The sequence below is a fragment of the Micromonospora sp. NPDC049201 genome, from assembly GCF_055586805.1.
In genome coordinates this window covers 223,536-242,816 of sequence record NZ_JBVJHM010000004.1, presented here as the reverse complement: position 1 = coordinate 242,816, position 19,281 = coordinate 223,536, and the positions used below count along the sequence as shown (strand labels likewise).

Sequence of the window (19,281 nt, the reverse complement as noted above, 5' to 3'; positions counted from 1 at the left end):
GGGCATACAGCAGCCCGTTCGGGTCTCACCCGTCGGACCACCACCAAGGCGGCCCTAACCGTCCGACGTAGGCTCTGACGGTGAGAAACGGAGCGGGCCGCGTCGACGAGGGCGACGGCGCTCAGCGAAGCGAGGTGCGGGCGTGACCAAGCAGATCCGTCAACTGGACCGGGTGGTCATCCGGTTCGCCGGTGACTCCGGCGACGGCATGCAGCTCACCGGCGACCGGTTCACCTCGGAGACGGCACAGTTGGGCAACGACATCTCCACGTTGCCCAACTTCCCGGCCGAGATCCGGGCGCCCGCCGGCACGCTGCCGGGCGTGTCGAGCTTCCAGGTGCACTTCGCCGACTACGACATCCTGACCCCCGGCGACGCGCCGAACGTGCTGGTGGCGATGAACCCGGCCGCGCTCAAGGCCAACCTGGCCGACCTGCCGCGCGGGGCGGACATCATCGTCAACACCGACGAGTTCACCCGCCGCAACCTGGCCAAGGTGGGCTACGCGACCAACCCGTTGGACGACGACACGCTCGACGGCTACGCGGTGCACCCGGTCGCGCTCACCTCGATGACGATCGGCGCGCTGGCCGAGCTGACGGTGTCCAAGAAGGACGCCGAACGGGCCAAGAACATGTTCGCGCTCGGGCTGCTGAGCTGGATGTACTCCCGGCCGTACGAGTCGACGCTGCGGTTCCTGGAGCGCAAGTTCGCCCGCCGGCCGGAGCTGGTGGCGGCGAACGTGGCCGCGTTCCGGGCCGGCTGGAACTTCGGCGAGACCACCGAGGACTTCTCCGTCCGGTACGAGGTCAAGCCGGCGAAGATGCCGCCCGGCACGTACCGCAACATCACCGGCAACGCGGCGCTGTCGCTGGGCCTGGTGGCCGCCGGGGTGCGCTCCGGGCTGCCGGTGTTCCTCGGCGCGTACCCGATCACCCCGGCCTCGGACATCCTGCACGAGCTGAGCAAGCACAAGAAGTTCGGCGTGGTCACCATGCAGGCCGAGGACGAGATCGCCGCGGTCGGCGCGGCGCTGGGCGCGTCGTACGGCGGCTCGCTCGGCATCACCACCACCAGCGGGCCGGGCGTGGCGCTGAAGAGCGAGACGATCTCCCTCGCGGTGGCGCTGGAGCTGCCGCTGGTCATCGTCGACGTGCAGCGGGCCGGGCCGTCCACCGGCATGCCCACCAAGACCGAGCAGGCCGACCTGAACATGGCCCTGTACGGCCGGCACGGTGAGGCGCCGGTCGCGGTGATCGCGCCGAAGTCGCCGTCGGACTGCTTCCACGCCGCGCTGGAGGCGGCGCGGATCGCGCTGACCTACCGCACGCCGGTGATCCTGCTCTCCGACAACTACGTGGCCAACGGCTCCGAGCCGTGGCTGCTGCCGGACGTGGAGTCCCTGCCCGACCTGCGGGTGGAGTTCGCCACCCGGCCCAACGGCGAGGACGGCACCACGTTCCTGCCCTACCTGCGCGACCCGCAGACGCTGGCCCGCCCGTGGGCGGTGCCCGGCACGCCGGGGCTGGAGCACCGGATCGGCGGCCTGGAGAAGGCCGACAAGACCGGCGACATCTCGTACGACCCGACGAACCACGACTTCATGGTGCGGACCCGGGCGGCCCGGATCGAGACCATCCCGGTGCCGGACGTGGAGGTCGAGGACCCGGACGGCGACGCCCGGGTGCTGGTGCTGGGCTGGGGCTCGACGTACGGCCCGATCGGCGCGGCCTGCCGGGGGCTGCGCCAGCGCGGGCTGCCGGTGGCCCAGGCGCACCTGCGGCACCTGGCCCCGATGCCGGCCAACCTCGGCGAGGTGCTGCGCTCCTACGACCGGGTGGTCGTGCCCGAGATGAACCTCGGCCAGCTCGCCCACGTGATCCGGGGGAAGTACCTGGTCGACGCGATCGGCTACAACCAGGTCCGCGGCCTGCCGTTCACCGCCGCGGAGCTGGAGACGATGCTGGAAGAGGTCCTGAAGAATGTCTGAGCCCGTCGCCCTGAAGCTCACCGCCAAGGACTTCAAGTCCGACCAGGAGGTGCGTTGGTGCCCCGGCTGCGGCGACTACGCCGTCCTGGCCGCGGTGCAGGGCTTCATGCCGGAGCTGAACATCCCCCGGGAGAACATCGTCTTCGTCTCGGGCATCGGCTGTTCGTCCCGCTTCCCGTACTACATGAACACGTACGGCATGCACTCGATCCACGGTCGCGCCCCGGCGATCGCCACCGGCCTGTCGGTGTCCCGGCCGGACCTGTCGGTCTGGGTGGTCACCGGTGACGGCGACGCGCTCTCCATCGGCGGCAACCACCTGATCCACGCGCTGCGCCGCAACGTCAACCTGAAGATCCTGCTGTTCAACAACCGGATCTACGGGCTGACCAAGGGGCAGTACTCGCCCACCTCCGAGGTCGGCAAGATCACCAAGTCGACGCCTGTCGGTTCCGCGGACGCCCCGTTCAATCCGCTGTCGCTGGCGCTCGGCGCCGAGGCCACGTTCGTGGCCCGGACGCTCGACTCGGACCGCAAGCACCTCCAGTCGGTGCTGCGGGCCGCCGCCGAGCACAAGGGCTCGGCGTTCGTGGAGATCTACCAGAACTGCAACATCTTCAACGACGGCGCGTTCGAGCCGCTGAAGGAGCCGACCACCCGGGACGACTACCTGATCCGGCTGGAGCACGGGCAGCCGATCACGTTCGGCACCGACGGGCAGTTCTGCGTCGTCCACCCGCCGGGCGGCTTCGGGCTGGAGGTGCGGGAGACCGCGGCCACCCCGGCGGAGCAGATCGTGGTGCACGACGTCACGGTCGCCGACCCGGCGTACGCGTTCGCGCTGTCCCGGCTGCCCGGGCTGGATCTGCGCAACACGCCGCTCGGGGTGTTCCGATCGGTGGACCGGCCCTCCTACGACAGCGTGGTGCAGGAGCAGGTCGCGTCCGCGCGGGCGAGCGTCGACCAGACCCCGGAGCAGCAGCTCTCGGCGCTGCTCGGCAGCGGTGACACCTGGACGATCATGTAGCTCCGCCCTGATCCGCGCGTCCGTTAGGGCGGGCCGCCCCCGGGGACGGCCCGCCCTTTCGCTGTTTCCGGACCGGTCAGACGGTCGCCGGCACCCACAGCTCGTCGATCGCCCGCTCGGCGGCGGCGAGGCTCGCCTCGTGCAGCGGGACCAGCTCGGCCATCGCCGGGTTGACCGGGGCCAGGGTCAGCTCGGCCGAGATGAACCGCGGCTCCAGGCCGGTGCGCGACAGTCCGTGCGGCAGCCAGGGCTCGGCGTGGTCCCAGCCGGCGCGCGGGGTGCCCGCCCCGTAGCCGCCGCCCCGGGTGCCGAACACGATGAACTCGCGACCGCCGAGCAGCCCGGCGCCGGTGGCCGGGTCGAGCGCCAGACCGGGCGCGATCAGGTGGTCGACCCAGGCCTTCACGCTGCTGGGCGGACCGAAGTTGTAGAGCGGCAGGCCGAGCAGGATCGTGTCGGCGCGCAGGACCTCGTTCACCAGGTCCTCGGTCACCCGCCAGGACGCGCGCTGCTCGGGCGTGTGCTGGTCGGGCGGCACCGCCCGGGCGAGACCGCCGGCGGTGTCCAGGTGCGGCACCGGGTCCTGACCGAGGTCCCGGTAGGTGACCGTGCCGCCGGGGTGGGCGGCTCGCCAGGCGTCGGCCGCGCGGGCGGTGAGGCGACGGCTGACCGACCGCTCACCGGTGATGCTCGAGTCGATGTGCAACAGGTGGGCCATCGTTTACTCCTCCATAGATCGTTCGTGTAGCACGAACCATTTATAGCAGGTCGATGTTCCTTGTTCGCCGTAGACTGGGTCACATGCCAGCCGAGCCCGCCGACGAGCGCCGCTCCGGGCCGCTGCTCCAGCACCTTGCCCGGCGGATGCGGCTGCGCTCGGAATCGGTGCTGACCCCGCTCGGCCTGCGCGTCCGGCACCTGGTCGCGCTCACCGTGCTGCGGGACTCGGGCGACATCAGCCAGCAGGGGCTGGCCGGCACGCTCCAGATCGACGGCACCAACGTGGTCGGGCTGCTCAACGACCTGGAGTCGGCGGGCCTGGTCGAGCGCCGTCGCTCCCCGACCGACCGCCGGCGGCACGTCGTCAGCCTCACCGGGGCGGGCGCCACCCGGATCCGCGAAGCCGAGTGCGCGCTCGCGGACGCGGAGGACGAGGTGCTCGGCGCGCTGGCGCCCGACGAGCGGGAACTGCTCTACGACCTGCTCCGGCGGGCCAGCCAGGGCTGCGCCCCGACCTGCACCGAAGCGGTCACGGAGAGCCCGGACGCCTGCTGACCGGGCCGGCGCCGGTCACGCCCGGACGGTCGGCGGCGCTCAGGCCGTGGTGGTCGCCTGCGGGCGGTCGTCGCGGACGTGGACCAGCATGTCGCCGGTCTCGATCGTCGCGGCGGCCCGGTCGTTCAACGTGACCACCTTGCCCCGGCGGACCAGAGCGATGACAAGCGACTCCAGCTCACGCGGCGAGCGGCCCACCTCGCTGCGCTCGGCCGAGCGCATCGCCAGCGCCATGCCCTGACCGGGGGTGAGCAGATCCTCCACCACGTCGATCAAGGGCGGGGCCGAGGTGGAGAGGCCGAGCAGCCGGCCGGCGGTGGCCGACGAGACGATCACGTGGTGCGCGCCGCTCTGCTTGAGCAGCGGCGCGTTCTCCGCCTCCCGGACCGCCGCGATGATCCGGACCTGACCGGCGGTGAGCTGCCGGACGGTCAGCGCCACCAGCACCGAGGCGTCGTCGCTGTCGGTCGCGATGATGACCGCCTTGGCGGTGCGGATGTGCGCCTCCTCCAGCACCGACGAGCGGGTCGCCGAGCCCTCGATCGTCACCAGCCCGTTCGAGGTGGCCTGGCGCAGCGCCGGCCCGCTCCGCTCGACCACCACGATCTTGGACTTGTCCGCCCCGTTCTCCAGCAGCGCGGAGACCGCGCTGCGGCCCTTGGTGCCGTAGCCGCAGATGATGACGTGGTCCTTCACGGATCTCCTCCACCGCGACAGGCGACGGCCGGTCCGGTACTGCTCGGTCAGGACTTCCAGGGTGGTGCCGACCAGGATGATCAGGAAGAGCACCCGGGCGGGGGTGATGAACAGGACGTTGATCAGGCGGGCCGACGGACTGGCCGGCGTGATGTCGCCGTACCCGGTGGTGGAGAGCGAGACCACCGTGTAGTAGAAGCAGTCGAGCAGCGTCAGGCCGTCCTCGTTGACGTCGCGGTACCCGTCGCGGTCGAGCCAGACCACGAAGACGGTGGCGAAGACCAGGCCGAGGGCGGCGAGCAGGCGCAGGCTCAGTGCGCTCAGCGGCCCCCGCCGTTGCGCGGGAAAATGGATCACCGTCGGTCCCGCTCCGCCACCGTCGCCTGCACGCCCTCAAGATAGCGGGTACGCCGGGAGTCGGCCGGGCGGGCCGTGGGACCGGCCCCCGCACCGCAAGCGGTAAGGATCTCGTCACATCCGTCGACGCCCCAGCGGGTGAGACTCGACCCGACGAATGTGACGAGGGGGAGTCGGATGCGTACAGGTGCGGCACTGACCACGCTGGCCGTGGTCGTCGGGGTGGCTCTGGCCGGCCCCTCACCCGCGGTGGCGGGCACGCGGACGCCCGCCTCGGCGATGCCGACGGCGAAGCGCACCGCCGTCGTCCTGCCGTCGCTGACCGGCCGGGGCAGCACGGCGTACGACGTCAACCGGGCCGGGGTGGTGGTCGGGTCGGCGGAGCTGGCCGGCGGCTACTGGCACGCGGCCCGCTGGGTGGACGGGCGGATCGAGGACCTGGGCACGCTCGGCGGGCCGAACAGTCAGGCCCAGGCGATCGACGAGCGGGGCCGCATCGTCGGCACCGCCCAGGCCGCGGACGGCAGCAGCCACGCCGTGGCCTGGGTCGACGGGAAGATCCAGGACCTCGGCCTCACCGGTGGCATCTTCTCCATCGCGTACGACACCGCCGGGGACCGGGTGGTCGGCGTGTATCACGTCACCGACAGCTTCGCCGGGCGGCGGGCGTTCGTCCGCACTGGCAACACCGAGATCACCATCGACGCGCCGCCGGGTGCGAGCGCCGTCGCGGTCAACGAGGCGGGCACGGTCGCCGGCACCTACGGCTACCGGGACTGGACCGACCCGCCGTTCGTCAATCAGGCCTTCGTGTGGCGCAACGGGGTCGTCCGGCCGCTCGGCACCCTCGGCGGTCCCACCAGCGACGCGAGCGGCATCAACGACCTCGGTCAGGTGGTCGGCACCAGCCGGACCGCGGACGGCGCGTTCGCCGCCTTCTTCTGGGACGGTAGGACGATGCGCCGACTGTCCACCGGTTCGGCGTCCCCCACCGCACAGGCCGTGAACGACTCGGGTCTGGTGGTCGGCACCGACGGCACCGCCGGCCGGGCGATGCTCTGGCCCGCACCGACGGCGGGCTCCCGACTGCTGCCGCTGCCGGACGGGGCGGTGGGCAGCGTCGCGATCAATGTCAACGACGCCGGTCTGATCGTCGGCCAGGCGGACTTCCTCTCGCCGAGCTTCCACAGCCGGGCGGTCGTCTGGCGTTGACCGACCCCGGCCCGGTCGGTACCACGGGGGCCGACCGGGGCGGTCCACGCCGCCGGGACGGGGCATGATGGGTAGCGTCGGCGAACGGCGACCGCGAGGAGGCCGGCATGTCGTTGCTGCGACGGGTGATCGGCGGGGTGCTGCGTCGGATCCGCCTGCGTCAGGGCCGCACGTTGCGCGAGGTGGCACAGGCGGCCGGCGTCTCCCTGCCCTACCTCTCCGAGGTCGAGCGTGGGCGCAAGGAGGCCTCCTCGGAGGTGCTGGCCGCGATCTGCCGGGCGCTCGGCATCCACCTCGCCGACCTGCTGGAGGAGGCGCGCGACGAGCTGCGCCGGGAGCGGCCCACGCCGGTCGGTCCCGGGGTGCCACTGGCCCGGCTCGACCGGGTGCCCGCGGCCCGCAGCGGCCCACAGCTCCGGGTCGGGCCGCCCCGCCTGCACGCCACCCGGCGCCCGGGCGGCCCGAACGCGCCGCATCCGGCCCGGCCGGTCACGCCGCCGCACACCGCGCATCCCGTCCGGTCGACCCCGCTGCTCGGCGGCGGGCTGCGCCCGATGGGCGTGTCCCCCACGCCCATCGGCCCGCCGCTCGGCCACGGCACACCGGAGCTGTTCGGCGCCGGCACCCGGATCTGGCTGATCCCGACGCCGGCCGCGCGCCCGCGTACCTCACCGGCGCTGGCCCGGCGCCGGGCCCGCGCGGCCCGACGGCGGCCGGTCGCGGCGTAGCGCCACGGTCGGCCGGACGAACGCCGACCGGGCGTGGCGCAGGTCGCCCGCGACGGACGACCGGGGTGCGGCCCGCACCGACCGGCGACGCCGACCCGATTCTGCCGAGGGCGAGTCTGCCCGGGGCAGAAAGCCTGGGCCGCGCGGGTGCGCCCGGCGGACGCTGGAGACCGCCGGCTCGCCGGGCGGTCCCCCGCCCACCGGCGTCACGGAGGTGGGCAGTCATGAGCGGCATCTGGATGCGGGACGAGGGACAGCCGGTCTTCGGCGACCGGGTCTTCGAGCGGCTGCTCAAGGAGCGGATCATCTTCCTCGGCACCGAGGTCACCGACGACTCGGCCAACCAGATCTGCGCGCAGATCCTGCTGCTCGCGGCCGAGGACGCGGAGCGGGACATCTATCTCTACATCAACTCGCCGGGCGGCTCGGTCAGCGCCGGGATGGCCGTCTACGACACCATGCGGTGGGTGAAGAACGACGTGGCGACGCTGGCGCTCGGGATGGCCGGCTCGATGGGGCAGTTCCTGCTCTGCGCCGGCACGGCGGGCAAGCGGTTCGCGCTGCCGCACTCGCGGATCATGATGCACCAGCCCTCCGGCGGGTTCGGCGGCACGGTCGCCGACATCACCATCCAGGCCGAGAACATGCTGCACGTGAAGCACACCATGCAGGAGCTGATCGCCCGGCACAGCGGGCACACGCTTGAGGAGATCCAGCGCGACTGGGACCGGGACCGCTGGTTCACCGCCGAGGAGGCCCGCGAGTACGGGCTGGTCGACCAGGTCCTCTCCCGGGTCGACCAGCTCGCCGGCTGAGCCGCGGTCGGCCGGCTACCGGAACTCGCCGCGGTAGGCCGCGCGGCGCGGCGGCGGCGCTCCGGGGCGGCCCACCCGGACCGCCCCGGCCACGCGGGCCGGGGCCGTCCGGGCCACCGCCGGTCAGGGGTAGCTGACCACCGGGCTGGTGCCGTACGAGCCGACCACCGGGGTGCCGGCCTCGTTGATCGTGCGCTCGATCCCGCCGCTGCCGTTCAGGAACACGGTGATCGCGTCGTGGAACCGTACGCCGGCCCGGCGCGGCGCCTCGATCGCCCGGTCGCAGCGGATGTCCACGCCCTGGTTGAAGTACGCGTAGACGCCAAGCCCCCACGCCTCGTGCGTGCGGACGTGCGGGGCCACCCGGTAGGAGGCCCAGCCGTCGCCGGTCGGGCTGCGCCAGGCCGCCTGGCTCGGCGGGTCGTAGGGCAGCTCGCTCTGGTAGAACACGGTCCGGCCGCGCTCGCCGTGCCAGAGGGTCTGCCAGCGCTGGTAGTGCTCGACGAAGAGCCCGTACGCGGTGACGTCGTCGCCGTTGACGACCACCCCGGTGGCGGCCGTGTTGACGTCCCAGCCGATGGTGCCCGGCTGGCCGTGGTCGCCCCGCCAGGCCCAGATGTTGTCGATCAGCGTGTGCCGGCTGTGGACCACCAGACTGGTCACCGCCCGGCCGGCGGACGGGCCGCCCACGCGGAAGAAGACGTCCTGCAACGAGATCGGGTTGGCGGCGTGCGCCCGATGGCTGTGCCGCCCACCGACCTCGACAAGCACCTCCGACTCGACCGGCCCGGCGTCGACGAGCACCCCGGCGATCCGTACCCCGTCGACGTCCTCGATCCGCAGCGCCGCGTCGCCGGTGACCGGCGCGAGGCTGGGCATGCCGAGGCCGAGCACGACGGTGTTCGGCCGGCGGACCCGCAGCGCCCGGTCCAGGCGGTAGACGCCGGGGGTGAGCAGCAGGTGGCGGCCCCGGGCGAGTTCGGTGTTGATCCGCGTCGCGGTGTCGGTGGGCCGGGCGATGAAGAAGTCGGAAAGCGGCAGCGACGGCGTCGGCGCGCCGCCGGCGCCCCAGGTGGTGCCCGCGGTGTCGCGGCGCAGGCGGGGCACCGCCACCCGCCAGCAGCCCGCGCTGTCGACGAAGAGGTACGGCTTCTCCCGGATCACCGGGCTGGTCGGCAGCGTGGTGTACGGCGGGTCGGGGAAGCCCTGCGCGGGCGCGCCGACCACCCCGGAGAAGACCTGGTTCCACACGCCGTTGGTCCACTCGCCGCCGAGTTCGCTGTCCCGGGTGAGCCACTGCTGCTGGGAGCCGTTGATGGTGATGCCGTCCACCTTGGAGTCGGCGATGAAGCCGCCGCTGGAGTAGCCGCCGTTGCCGGGCTCCAGCCAGAGCACGCCCTTGACGTGCACCCGGCGCATCGGCGACGCCTGGGAGACGGCCCACTGGTTCGACCAGTCGGTCGGGGTGACGGCGAGGTTCTCGGCCGAGCGCCAGAAGTTGGTCAGCGCGGAGATGCCGGCGGGCGAGTTCGGGTCGGGCTGGCCGATCACCCGGACCGCGCCGTGGATCTCCACGTCGTCCGGGTGGGCGCCGAGCCCGGCCACGGTGGTGTAGTAGCCGAGTCGGGCGTCCACCTCGTAGCGGCCGGGCTTGAACAGCACGGCGTACCGGTCGGCGCCCATCTCGTTGTGCTCCTGGGCGGCGAAGATCCGGTCCAGGGTGGACTGGATCTCCTCGGTCGGGGTGCTCGGGTCGTAGACGAAGACGTTCGGGCCGAGGTCGGGCTCGCGGGCGGGCCGCGCGGTCGGGGACGCGACGGCGGCGCCGGCCGGGAGGCCGAGGGCGGTGAGCGAGGCCGCCGAGGCGGTGAGTGTGAGGAAGCGGCGGCGGGAGGGGTCGGGTGATCGCATCTGCCTGCCTGTTCGGTGGTGGAAGGAGAGCGGAGAGCGCTCTCTCGCCGTTCCTACCGCATCCCCGTCGATCCCACCAGAGCCCGCCGGTTCCGGAACCGGGAAGCATCGCGGCGCGGCGGCGGTTGTCTTCAAAGAAGTTGAACTCGCAACCACAGGGAGCGCGCATGTCCATCGCCGTCACCGGGGCCACCGGCCAGCTCGGCCGCCTCATCGTCACCGCGCTGCTCGACCGCGGCGTACCGGCCGGGGAGATCGTGGCGATCGGCCGCGACCGCGAGCGGCTGGCCGACCTCGCCGGTCGAGGCGTCGTCACCCGGCCGGCCGACTACGACGACCCCGACTCGCTCCGGGCCGCCCTCGCCGGGGCCGAGAAGCTGATGTTCGTCTCCGGCAGCGAGGTCGGCCGACGTCGACCCCAGCACGCCAACGTGGTCACCGCCGCCCGGGAGGCCGGCGTCGGGCTGGTCGTCTACACCAGCATCGCGCACGCCGACACCGCCGACATGCGGCTGGCCGGCGAGCACCGGGACACCGAGCGGCTCATCCGCGACTCCGGGCTGCCGTACGTCTTCCTGCGCAACAGCTGGTACCTGGAGAACTACACCGACCAGCTCGACGCGTACCGGGAGCACGGGGTGGCGGGCGCGGCGGGCGACGGGCGGGTCAGCGCCGCCACCCGCGCGGACTACGCCGAGGCCGCCGCCGTGGTGCTCACCACCGACGGTCACGACCAGCAGGTGTACGAGCTGGGCGGCGCGCCGTTCACGCTCACCGACCTCGCCGCCGAGGTGGCCCGGCAGACCGGCGCGCCGGTCGGCTACACCGACCTGCCGGCGGACCGCTACACCGAGGTGCTGGTCGCCGCCGGCCTGCCCGAGGGGTACGCGGCCGTGCTCGCCGACAGCGACCTCGGTCTCGCCCGGGGCGAACTGGAGGTCGGCGACGATCTCGCCAAGCTGCTCGGCCGCGCCCCGACCACGCTGGCCGAGGCGATCCGCGCCGGACGCTGACGACGCCGCCGCGCCGGGCCGCCCACGACCGGCGGTCAGGCGCGGTCGGCGCGCTGCTTCACGAGGTCGTCGACGAGCGTCTCGACGTAGTCCGCGGTCTCCTCCCAGCGGGTCACCGCGACGCTGCGGATGCCCATGGCCTTGACCGGGTAGTCGTTGCCGCCCACGTCCAGCCGGTCCCCCACGAACAGCACGTTGTCGATCTTCAGATCGAGGTGCTCCAGCAGCTTCCGCATGCCGTACGCCTTGTCCACGCCCTTGCGTGTCACGTCGATCGAGGTCGAGCCACCGCCCCGGACCTCCAGGTCGGGCAGCTTCGCGGCGACCGCGTCGCGCAGCCGCTTCTTCTTGCTGCCGTCCGGGTCCCAGCCGTACTTCTCCGCCGGCGGAGCGGACTGCCCGAGCGCGGAGAACGTGATCTGGCTGCCCCGGTCCTCGACGATGTCACCCCAGGTCTTCGTCTCCCACAGCCCGAGCGCCTGCGCCGACTCGGTGAGCGCGGCGATCACCCGGGCCTTGTCCACCTCGCTCAGATCCTCCGCGTAGACCAGCCGCCAGTCGCCGGACGACCAGCGGTAGTAGCGGGTGCCGCAGGTCGGCATCAGGTGCAGCCGGTCGCGCTGCTCCTCGGTGAGGTCGAGGTGGGCCAGCACCTGCGACTGGAACTGCTCGAACCGGCCCCCGGAGATGATCAGGACGTCCACCTCGGTGAGCAGGTGACCGAGCAGGTCCGCCATCCGACGATCGATCTGGGACTTGGAAATCGCCAGGGTGTCGTCGAGGTCGAACGCCACCACTCGAAGATCGTTCACGAATACCTCATGTGTCGTCGCGGGCTGGTCGGGACTAGCAGGGTACCGATGCGGCCTGACGCGTTCCTGAGCGCCCGGGGCCTCCACCCATTGACGGAGAGTAACAAGCAGGCCGCGTACGACGACCGGAAAGCGCTGGACACGCGGCATCCCCGACGCCGATGGTGGGCCGATGCGCCAGGACGAGATCTGGGACGGCGAGGCCGCCCGACGCTACGACACGCCGGGCACCGGGATGTTCGCGCCGGAGGTGCTCGGCCCCACCGTCGACCGACTCGCCGCGCTCGCCGGGACCGGCCGGGCCCTGGAGTTCGCCATCGGCACCGGCCGGGTGGCGGTGCCACTCGCCGCCCGCGGCGTGCCGGTCAGCGGGATCGAACTCTCCGTACCCATGGTGGAGCAGTTGCGGACGAAGGTCGACGCCGCCACGGTCCCGGTGGTGGTCGGCGACATGGCCGGGGCGACCGTGCCTGGCGAGTTCAGCCTGGTCTACCTGGTCTACAACACCATCGCCAACCTGCTCGACCAGGACCAGCAGGTGGCCTGCTTCCGCAACGCAGCGCGGCACCTCGGGCCGGGCGGCCGGTTCGTGATCGAGCTGTGGGTGCCGGAGCTGCGCAAGCTGCCCCCGGGCCAGCAGGCGACCGTGTGGCACACCGAGGCCGGCTACATCGGCCTGGACACCTACGACGTGCTGCGCCAGCGGGTGGTGTCGCACCACTTCCACTTCGGTGACGGCCGCGAGGCGCGGGTCTTCCGCACCCCGCACCGCTACATCTGGCCGTCCGAACTGGACCTGATGGGCGAGCTGGCCGGCTTCACGCTGGAGAGCCGGCACGCCGACTGGGCCGGCACGGAGTTCACCGAGGAGTCCCGCTCGCACGTGTCGGTCTACCGGCTGGCCTGAGCGCTCGCCGACGGCGACGGCGCTCGTCACCGGCACGTCCGGCCGATCACGTCACCCGGGCCGCTGGCACCGATCCACACCCTCCGCTACGATCGGCAATCGAAACGTCACTATAGGTTGATCACCCCGGGCTGGTCCGCGGGTGACCCGATCTGCTTCGGGGGTTGACCGATGCCGGACGTCGCCAAGGTCACCGCGCAGCCGTACCCGTTCAGCCCTCCCGACCGGCTCCACCTCGACCCGCGCTACGCCGAGCTGCGGCGCACCGGGCCGCTCATCCGGGTGCGGCTGCCGTTCGGCGAGGAGGGATGGCTCGCCACCCGGCACACCGACGTGCGGACCGTCCTCGGTGACGCGAGGTTCAGCCGGGCCGCCAGCGTCGGCCGGGACGAGCCGCGGCTCACCCCGAGGCAGATCGAGGGCGGCATCCTGTCGATGGATCCGCCGGAGCACACCCGGCTGCGGCGGCTGGTCGCCAAGGCGTTCACCGCCCGCCGGGTCGAGCAGCTCCGGCCCCGCACCCGGCAGATCGCCGACGAACTCATCGACGCCATGGTGGCGGGCGGGCCGCCGGCCGACCTGGTGGAGCACTTCGCCACCCCGCTGCCCATCCAGGTGATCTGCGAGCTGCTCGGGGTGCCCTTCGCCGACCGGCACCTGTTCCACGTCTGGTCGGAGGCGATCGTCTCGACCACCTCGCTGCCGCCCGAGCGGATCCAGGAATACCTCGACAACCTGTACGCGTACATCGGCGAACTGGTCGAGCAGCGCCGCCGGGCGCCCACCGACGACCTGATCTGCGCGATGGTGCGGGCGCGCGACGAGGACCAGGACCGGTTCACCGAACAGGAGATCGTGCAGCTCGCCGCCGGGCTGCTCGCCGCCGGCCACGAGACCACCGTCACCCAACTGCCGAACTTCGCGTACGTCCTGCTCACCCACCCGGAGCAGCTGGCCTGGCTGCGGGCCGACCCCGCTCGGGTGCCGACCGCGATCGAGGAGCTGATGCGCTACGTCCCGCTCGGGGTGGCGTCCTCGTTCGCCAGGTACGCCACCGAGGACATCGAGGTCGGTGGGGTGCTGGTGCGGGCCGGGGAACCAGTGATCGGCTCGATCTCGTCGGCGAACCGCGACGAGACCGTCTTCGCCGACCCCGATCGGCTCGATCTCGGCCGGGAGACCAATCCGCACATCGGTTTCGGGCACGGCGTGCACCACTGCCTGGGGGCCCAGCTCGCCCGGATGGAACTACAGGTCGGGATCGGCACGCTCGTCGCCCGGCTGCCCGAGCTGCGGATCGCCGTCCCCGAGCCGGAACTCACCTGGAAGACCGGCATGATCGTCCGAGGCCTGGCCCGGATGCCGGTGGCCTGGTGAGCGCCGGCTGGCGGATCGCCGTCGACGCACGGCGCTGCATCGGATCGGGCGGCTGCGTCGGCATGGCACCGGCCCACTTCCGACTGGAGTCCGGGTCGGCCACCCCGATCGCGGCGACCGTCGAACCGGACGAGACGGTGATCGACGCCGCCGAGTCGTGCCCGGTCGAAGCGATCACCGTACGCGACGACGACGGTGAGCTGGTCGCCCCCGCCTGACCTCCACGCACCGGAATCGTTCTCGCGCGTCGGCGTCACTGGCGCTTTCGGGGACCGATGCAGATTCATCAAGATCCTGGCCAGCTCTTTGCTGGTCGCAGCCTTTTACTGGTGCCCCGGGGGCAGGATATCCAACCGGGTCAGTTTCTCGGGTCATGTGTCAGCTACCCGATCCGTCATGCGCCCGAACGCCCCGTCGTCGTCTACAGGAATCCGACGGTACTCATACCATCACCGCTCAGTTTCGAGACGAAACCCTTTGCGCGTCCGCCGCATGGTGGATGCTGCCGTCCCCTACGGAGACGAAGTGCCCAAGGCGCTCACAACCACATGTCCCGCCCTGGCGAACTAATGCAGCACAACCTCCGGGCAGTCGGCCGACATTCCACCAGCAACGACTGAGGAGATCATCGGCTGAAGCGGGGATGGTTCTTGATGGCCCGGCTGAGCAGACTCGCCGTGTACGCCGTCACACACAGTCTCCTGAAGGGTCCCATCAGTGAGCTACAGCGCTCCGCCGCCCCCCGGTTATTCAGCCGTGCAGTCGCAGCAGCCTCCGAAGAAACGCCCCATGAAGCTCGTCATTGGAGCGGCCGTCGGCGCTGTCTTGGTGCTTTGCTGCGGCGGAGTGACTATCGCTGCGGCGGTCGGCGGTAAGGACTCGCCGCCCGCAAGAAGCGCCAACGCGGAGACGACCGCCGCAGCCTCAATTCCGACAGAAAGCCCCGCAGCACCGGCGGTGGAGATCACCACCGCAGCGCCCACCACCGCAGCACCCACCACCGCAGCACCTACTACAGCAGCGCCGAAGCCGAAGGCCACCACCACGGCGCCGGCCGAGCCGAAGCTGTCCGTGGAGCAGCAGAACGCCATCAGGGCCGCCTCCAATTACCTGCAATTTCAAGCGTTCTCCCGCTCCGGCCTGATCAAGCAGTTGGAGTTCGAGGGTTACCCGAGGAAGATCGCAACCACAGCCGTGGACTCCCTGAAGGTTGACTACAGAAAACAGGCCGCCAAGACGGCCAAGAATTACCTCGACACCCAGGCGTTCTCCCGTTCGGGCCTGATCAAGCAGTTGGAGTTCGAGGGGTACACGCACACACAGGCCGTCTACGGCGTCGATCAGGTGATGTGAGATGGGCGTGCGGGCTCCTGTTGCGGCTCTTTCCATGGCGGGTGGTGGGCTCTGGCGCGACTGGCCGCACCACGTACCGGATCTGCCGCTGTCATCGCGCGGTAGCGCGGGCGACGGACGCCATGCGTACGCTGCCGGGGTGCAGATCGACCTGGTTGCCCTGATCGTTGACGAGTACGACTCGGCCATCGCCTTCTTCACGGGTGTGCTCGGCTTCGACCTCATCGAGGACTCACCGTCGCGCACCACCGACGGGCGGCCGAAACGCTGGGTGGTCGTCCGCCCTCCCGGCGCGCAAACCGGCCTTCTCCTCGCCCGCGCCGACGGCGAACATCAGAGCGCGGCTGTCGGTCATCAGGCAGCCGGACGTGTCGGATTCTTTCTTCGCGTCGACGACTTCGACGCTACCTATCGGAGGATGGCCGAGGCCGGCGTCACCTTCGTACGCCCACCGCGTACCGAACCCTACGGCCGCGTCGCGGTTTTCCTCGACATCGCCGGAAACCGGTGGGACCTCCTCGGAACCGCACACGTCGGGGTGAGTGCGCCGAAGGACCAAGTTCACTGATCTGCCGCGAGGTGCGCGTTGGGCCGCTCGCCAACGTCCGCTAGTCCTCGAAGTCGAAGGCGAAGGTGCCCGCTTCGATGCGGTCGATGAGTTCGCCGACATCGTCGGCTTGCCGGGTGGCGTTGTCCCATCCGCTGCTGGTGATGTCGACCAGCAGCACCGGTGCGGGGTCGCTGCGCAGGTCGAGCACGAGTTGGTCGCGGGATCCGTCACCGCCGATGATCGCGATGCCGGGGTGCGCGTCGGTGCTCTCGTCCCATGCGTGGTGCAGCTTGAGCATCTCGCGTGGCGTGTTGAGCCAGACATAGGCTCCACCTGCCATCCACCCTCGCCGGAACCATGACGCACCTTGCAGGTAGGCCCGCCACGCGGCCGGTAGCGCTCTGCCCAACGCGTGGTGGGCGTCGGTGAACTCCTGGTCGTCTACCGGACCGCGGTAGTCGGCTTCCTCGATGATCGCGCCGACGATGTGGGCGTTGAGGTCGGCAAGCTCCGCTGCGGGGATCCAGTACTCCAGCACGTCGCGGCCGCCGACCTGATGAACCTCGTAACGGTCCAGGCACGCACGTTGGACCTCGAAGCGGGTCACGTAGCCGACGCCACCGGCAGGGACATTCCACTCGCGGGCGATCTTTGTGGCGTACCAGCGGTTGAGCACCGGGTAGAAGATCGGCTGGTCCGGCAGGCGTGGTGGCCATGCCCGCCATCCGGACGCCGCGACAAGGTCGAGTTCAGCCTGTCCGGTGGGCCGCCACAGGGTGATCGTGTCGGAGGCGTCGATGAGTCTGCCTCCTTCAACCATGGATATCGCAGGATCGTGGCGAGCCACGCCTACAGCTTTCGCATGCGGCCGACCCCGGACGATACCGCAGCCAGTTTCGGCCAGGTCGCTGACACATGGGACCCCGGACGACGCTCATGCCGCGATCCGGGCGCGTTCGGCGTCCTTCCGATGAGGCAACGCGAGGATGCCCCGGCTGCTGGGCCGGGGCATCCTCGATCGTCTACGCCAACGTGCAACCAGCTTCCACGACCAGTGATCGTCCGGTCGCGTTTCGCGTTTACAGTTCTGTGACGTGCCCCCGGCAGGATTCGAACCTGCGACACACGGTTTAGGAAACCGATGCTCTATCCCCTGAGCTACGAGGGCGCGAGCGCATAGTCTAGCGACCTGGGGCTCGCCCGGGGTGGCAGGGAGTGGCAGGCGTTCTCCCCCGCTCCCCGGATCGCTGTTCGACCAGCCCAGGACCACACACGAACCCCAGTTTGCGCCGGGCGGTCGGCCGCGGTGAACGACGTTGACACACCTCGGCCGGGACGCGCCAGGCGCTGGACATTCGCCGTCGTCGATCCGCGCGACCGGCTCGGTGGCGGGCGCCGCGCCGAGGACGCGGATGGGGCGGCGGAGGACACCGCCGCACGATGAGCGCTGGGCTTCCCGGTGGTCAGCCGGCCATCGTCCGGCGGCAACGGGCGAGTTCCGCGCGCAAATCCCGGCGCAGGGCACGGTTCAGGCCGGGCTGGGTGAGCGCCTGGGCGAAGTCGCGGGCCGCCTCGTCCCACCGGCCCAGTCGGGCCAGGGCGGTGCCCCGGTTGTAGCGCGGCACGGGGGCAGCCGACAGCGCCACCGCCCGGTCCAGGTCGGCGAGCGCGGCGGCCACGTCGCCGCGCTCGAACCGGACGGCGGCCCGGTTCGTCCACGCCTCCACCAGTTCGGGGTCCTCACTCAGGGCTCGGGTCAGCAGATCGTCGGCCTCAGCGGCTCCGCCGCGCTCGGCCCGGACCAGGCCAAGGGTGCACAGCAGTGCGGGCTCCTGCGGAGCGCCGGCCAGCCCGGCACGCGCGCCGGCCTCGGCGGCGTCGAGCGCGCCGCGCTCCACATGCAGGTTGACCAGAGCGATCCGGGCGTCAAGGTGGCCCGGGTCGATGGTGAGCACGCGTTCCAGGTCGCCGCGCGCTCGCCCGGGGCGCCCCCGCTCCTGCTGGAGCATGGCCCGGTTGTAGTACGCCTCAGGCAGGTGCGGTCCCAGTCGGATGGCGGCGTCGTAGTCCTTGATCGCGGCCCGGGTCCGGCCCGCCGCCCGGTACAGGGCAGCGCGGTCCACGTAGTACTCGCAGTTGTCGGGGTCGTGGGCGATCACGGTGTCCAGGTCGGCCAGCGCCCGCGCCGGGTCGCCCAGCGCGAGGTGAACCTGCGCCCGGTTGTGGCGCAGCCGGGCCAGGTCCTGCGGACGCTCGCCGGGGCCGAGTGCGGCCGTCAGCCGGGCCAGCCCGTCGTCGACGCGCCGCAGCGCCTGGTCGGGCCGGCCGGCCCGGCTGTCCAGCAGCGCCAGGCCCTGCTCGTAGAAGACCGTCGACAGCAGCCGCTGGCGGGGGTCGGCCAGCCCGGCGGCGAGACGCAGCGCCCGTTCCAGCCAGAGCCGGGCCAGTTCCGGGTCCTGGTCGGCCGCCGGCAGGTGCCGGGCGTGCAGCATGGCGGTGGCGTACGCCGCCGACATGGTGATCTTCGGATCGTCGGTGACGGCCCGCGCCTCGTCGTAGAGGTCGAGCGCCTCGGTGGCCCGGTCCAAGGCCGCCAGTGCGGTGGCCAGGCCGGTGGTGAATGCCCACCAGTGCCGCAGGTCGCCGTCCGGGGTGACCGCCGCCCGCCCGTGCCGGGCGACCCGGGCCGCGTGGTGGTAGAAGCCGCCGGCCAGGCCGTCACCCAGGGCCCGCCGTAACGCCTGCGGGGTGCGGGCGTCGGGCGTCGGGTCGGGGGCTCCGCCATCGCGTAGGTCGAGGCGCACCGGGGCCGACCCGAGTCGACGGCCCAGCGCGGCCAGCAGTTCGGCGGTCGTCTCGTCGGCACTGGCGACATGATCGAACCGGATGGTCACGGGCCGCCGGAGCGTACCGGCCCATGCCGCCACCAGTTCCGCCGCGCCGTAGGCCAGGCAGGCGGTCCGGCGGGCGGGGTGGAACCGGATCGGCTCCTCCTCGGCGGCCGGCCGGGCCGCCGGATCGAACTGGGGGGCGATCGCGCGCAGTTCGACCGTGTGCCGGGCCGCCAGGCGGGGTCGGTCGGCGGCGACCCGGCCGAGGAAGGCCGAGACCCCGGCGTACGGCCCGTGGTCGCGGTGGCAGTCGTAGCGCTCCGGTCCGCCGGTCACCGCCGTGCCCACCGCCGCAGCGGCGGGCGCCCGGGAGCGCCCGCCTGGCGGTCAGCTACCAGCACCACTCGATCCACAGCCGACGTGCACC

General features: G+C 71.8%; 17 protein-coding genes, 1 tRNA gene and 1 pseudogene. 12 read left to right on the top strand and 7 right to left on the bottom strand.

The genetic code is table 11. From position 1 onward, the window contains the following. Positions 1 to 142 precede the first annotated feature (142 nt). Entirely contained in the window at positions 143 to 1,990 is a 1,848-nt protein-coding gene (locus ACZ6O5_RS11050) for a 2-oxoacid:acceptor oxidoreductase subunit alpha (RefSeq protein ID WP_465976255.1), read from the top strand. After that, complete coding sequence (locus ACZ6O5_RS11045) at positions 1,983 to 3,017, top strand: 2-oxoacid:ferredoxin oxidoreductase subunit beta (RefSeq protein ID WP_281943165.1); 1,035 nt, start codon at positions 1,983 to 1,985, stop codon at positions 3,015 to 3,017. The genes ACZ6O5_RS11050 and ACZ6O5_RS11045 overlap by 8 nt, the downstream gene beginning before the upstream one ends. 76 nt (positions 3,018 to 3,093) lie before the next feature. On the opposite strand, the gene ACZ6O5_RS11040 is transcribed toward ACZ6O5_RS11045, so the two are convergent. Beyond that, positions 3,094 to 3,735: an FMN-dependent NADH-azoreductase gene (locus ACZ6O5_RS11040; protein ID WP_465976253.1), complete on the bottom strand. Its 642-nt coding sequence runs from the start codon at positions 3,733 to 3,735 to the stop codon at positions 3,094 to 3,096. Between the two features lie 83 nt (positions 3,736 to 3,818). Here ACZ6O5_RS11040 and ACZ6O5_RS11035 point away from each other — a divergent pair, with 83 nt between their 5' ends. After that, complete coding sequence (locus ACZ6O5_RS11035) at positions 3,819 to 4,292, top strand: MarR family winged helix-turn-helix transcriptional regulator (protein ID WP_431935716.1); 474 nt, start codon at positions 3,819 to 3,821, stop codon at positions 4,290 to 4,292. A gap of 39 nt (positions 4,293 to 4,331) precedes the next feature. Here ACZ6O5_RS11035 and ACZ6O5_RS11030 read toward each other — a convergent pair whose 3' ends face one another. Beyond that, entirely contained in the window at positions 4,332 to 5,345 is a 1,014-nt protein-coding gene (locus ACZ6O5_RS11030; protein WP_465976251.1) for a potassium channel family protein, read from the bottom strand. Positions 5,346 to 5,522: 177 nt separating this feature from the next. On the opposite strand from ACZ6O5_RS11030, the gene ACZ6O5_RS11025 reads away from it, so the two are divergent. From ACZ6O5_RS11025 to ACZ6O5_RS11015, 3 genes are all read left to right on the top strand, one after another. Further along, positions 5,523 to 6,557, top strand: coding sequence for a hypothetical protein (locus ACZ6O5_RS11025; protein WP_465976249.1), 1,035 nt, complete (start codon positions 5,523 to 5,525; stop codon positions 6,555 to 6,557). A 107-nt stretch (positions 6,558 to 6,664) separates the two neighbouring features. After that, complete coding sequence (locus tag ACZ6O5_RS11020) at positions 6,665 to 7,285, top strand: helix-turn-helix domain-containing protein (protein WP_465976247.1); 621 nt, start codon at positions 6,665 to 6,667, stop codon at positions 7,283 to 7,285. A gap of 224 nt (positions 7,286 to 7,509) precedes the next feature. Next, positions 7,510 to 8,100, top strand: coding sequence for an ATP-dependent Clp protease proteolytic subunit (locus ACZ6O5_RS11015; RefSeq protein ID WP_465976245.1), 591 nt, complete (start codon positions 7,510 to 7,512; stop codon positions 8,098 to 8,100). 123 nt (positions 8,101 to 8,223) lie between these two features. On the opposite strand, the gene ACZ6O5_RS11010 is transcribed toward ACZ6O5_RS11015, so the two are convergent. Then, positions 8,224 to 10,011 carry an adenylyl cyclase gene (locus ACZ6O5_RS11010; protein WP_465976243.1) on the bottom strand — a complete coding sequence of 596 codons (1,788 nt, stop codon included), beginning with the start codon at positions 10,009 to 10,011 and terminating at the stop codon, positions 8,224 to 8,226. Positions 10,012 to 10,178: 167 nt separating this feature from the next. On the opposite strand from ACZ6O5_RS11010, the gene ACZ6O5_RS11005 reads away from it, so the two are divergent. Then, positions 10,179 to 11,024, top strand: coding sequence for an SDR family oxidoreductase (locus tag ACZ6O5_RS11005; RefSeq protein ID WP_465976241.1), 846 nt, complete (start codon positions 10,179 to 10,181; stop codon positions 11,022 to 11,024). Between the two features lie 35 nt (positions 11,025 to 11,059). Here the strand turns inward: ACZ6O5_RS11005 and ACZ6O5_RS11000 are convergent, their stop codons facing one another. After that, positions 11,060 to 11,836, bottom strand: a complete 777-nt coding sequence (locus ACZ6O5_RS11000; protein WP_465976239.1) for an HAD-IIB family hydrolase — start codon at positions 11,834 to 11,836, stop codon at positions 11,060 to 11,062. Positions 11,837 to 12,008: 172 nt separating this feature from the next. Here ACZ6O5_RS11000 and ACZ6O5_RS10995 point away from each other — a divergent pair, with 172 nt between their 5' ends. The 5 genes from ACZ6O5_RS10995 (at position 12,009) to ACZ6O5_RS10975 (ending at position 16,041) form a co-directional block, all read left to right on the top strand. Further along, entirely contained in the window at positions 12,009 to 12,743 is a 735-nt protein-coding gene (locus ACZ6O5_RS10995) for a class I SAM-dependent methyltransferase (RefSeq protein WP_465976237.1), read from the top strand. 171 nt (positions 12,744 to 12,914) lie between these two features. Then, positions 12,915 to 14,120, top strand: a complete 1,206-nt coding sequence (locus ACZ6O5_RS10990; protein WP_465976235.1) for a cytochrome P450 — start codon at positions 12,915 to 12,917, stop codon at positions 14,118 to 14,120. After that, on the top strand, positions 14,117 to 14,338 hold the full coding sequence (locus ACZ6O5_RS10985; protein ID WP_405092258.1) for a ferredoxin: 222 nt from the start codon (positions 14,117 to 14,119) through the stop codon (positions 14,336 to 14,338). The genes ACZ6O5_RS10990 and ACZ6O5_RS10985 overlap by 4 nt, the downstream gene beginning before the upstream one ends. A gap of 571 nt (positions 14,339 to 14,909) precedes the next feature. After that, positions 14,910 to 15,473 carry an Ltp family lipoprotein gene (locus ACZ6O5_RS10980; RefSeq protein ID WP_465976233.1) on the top strand — a complete coding sequence of 188 codons (564 nt, stop codon included), beginning with the start codon at positions 14,910 to 14,912 and terminating at the stop codon, positions 15,471 to 15,473. Between the two features lie 139 nt (positions 15,474 to 15,612). Beyond that, positions 15,613 to 16,041, top strand: a complete 429-nt coding sequence (locus ACZ6O5_RS10975) for a VOC family protein (protein WP_465976232.1) — start codon at positions 15,613 to 15,615, stop codon at positions 16,039 to 16,041. 433 nt (positions 16,042 to 16,474) lie between these two features. On the opposite strand, the pseudogene ACZ6O5_RS10970 reads toward ACZ6O5_RS10975, so the two are convergent. The 3 genes and pseudogenes from ACZ6O5_RS10970 to ACZ6O5_RS10960 all read right to left on the bottom strand — a co-directional run. Continuing rightward, positions 16,475 to 16,843: pseudogene (locus ACZ6O5_RS10970) on the bottom strand (ADP-ribosylation/crystallin J1); the annotation flags it as partial. A 275-nt stretch (positions 16,844 to 17,118) separates the two neighbouring features. After that, positions 17,119 to 17,191, bottom strand: a tRNA-Arg gene (locus ACZ6O5_RS10965). Between the two features lie 295 nt (positions 17,192 to 17,486). After that, positions 17,487 to 19,202 carry a tetratricopeptide repeat protein gene (locus ACZ6O5_RS10960; RefSeq protein ID WP_465976230.1) on the bottom strand — a complete coding sequence of 572 codons (1,716 nt, stop codon included), beginning with the start codon at positions 19,200 to 19,202 and terminating at the stop codon, positions 17,487 to 17,489. Between the last annotated feature and the right edge of the window lie 79 nt (positions 19,203 to 19,281).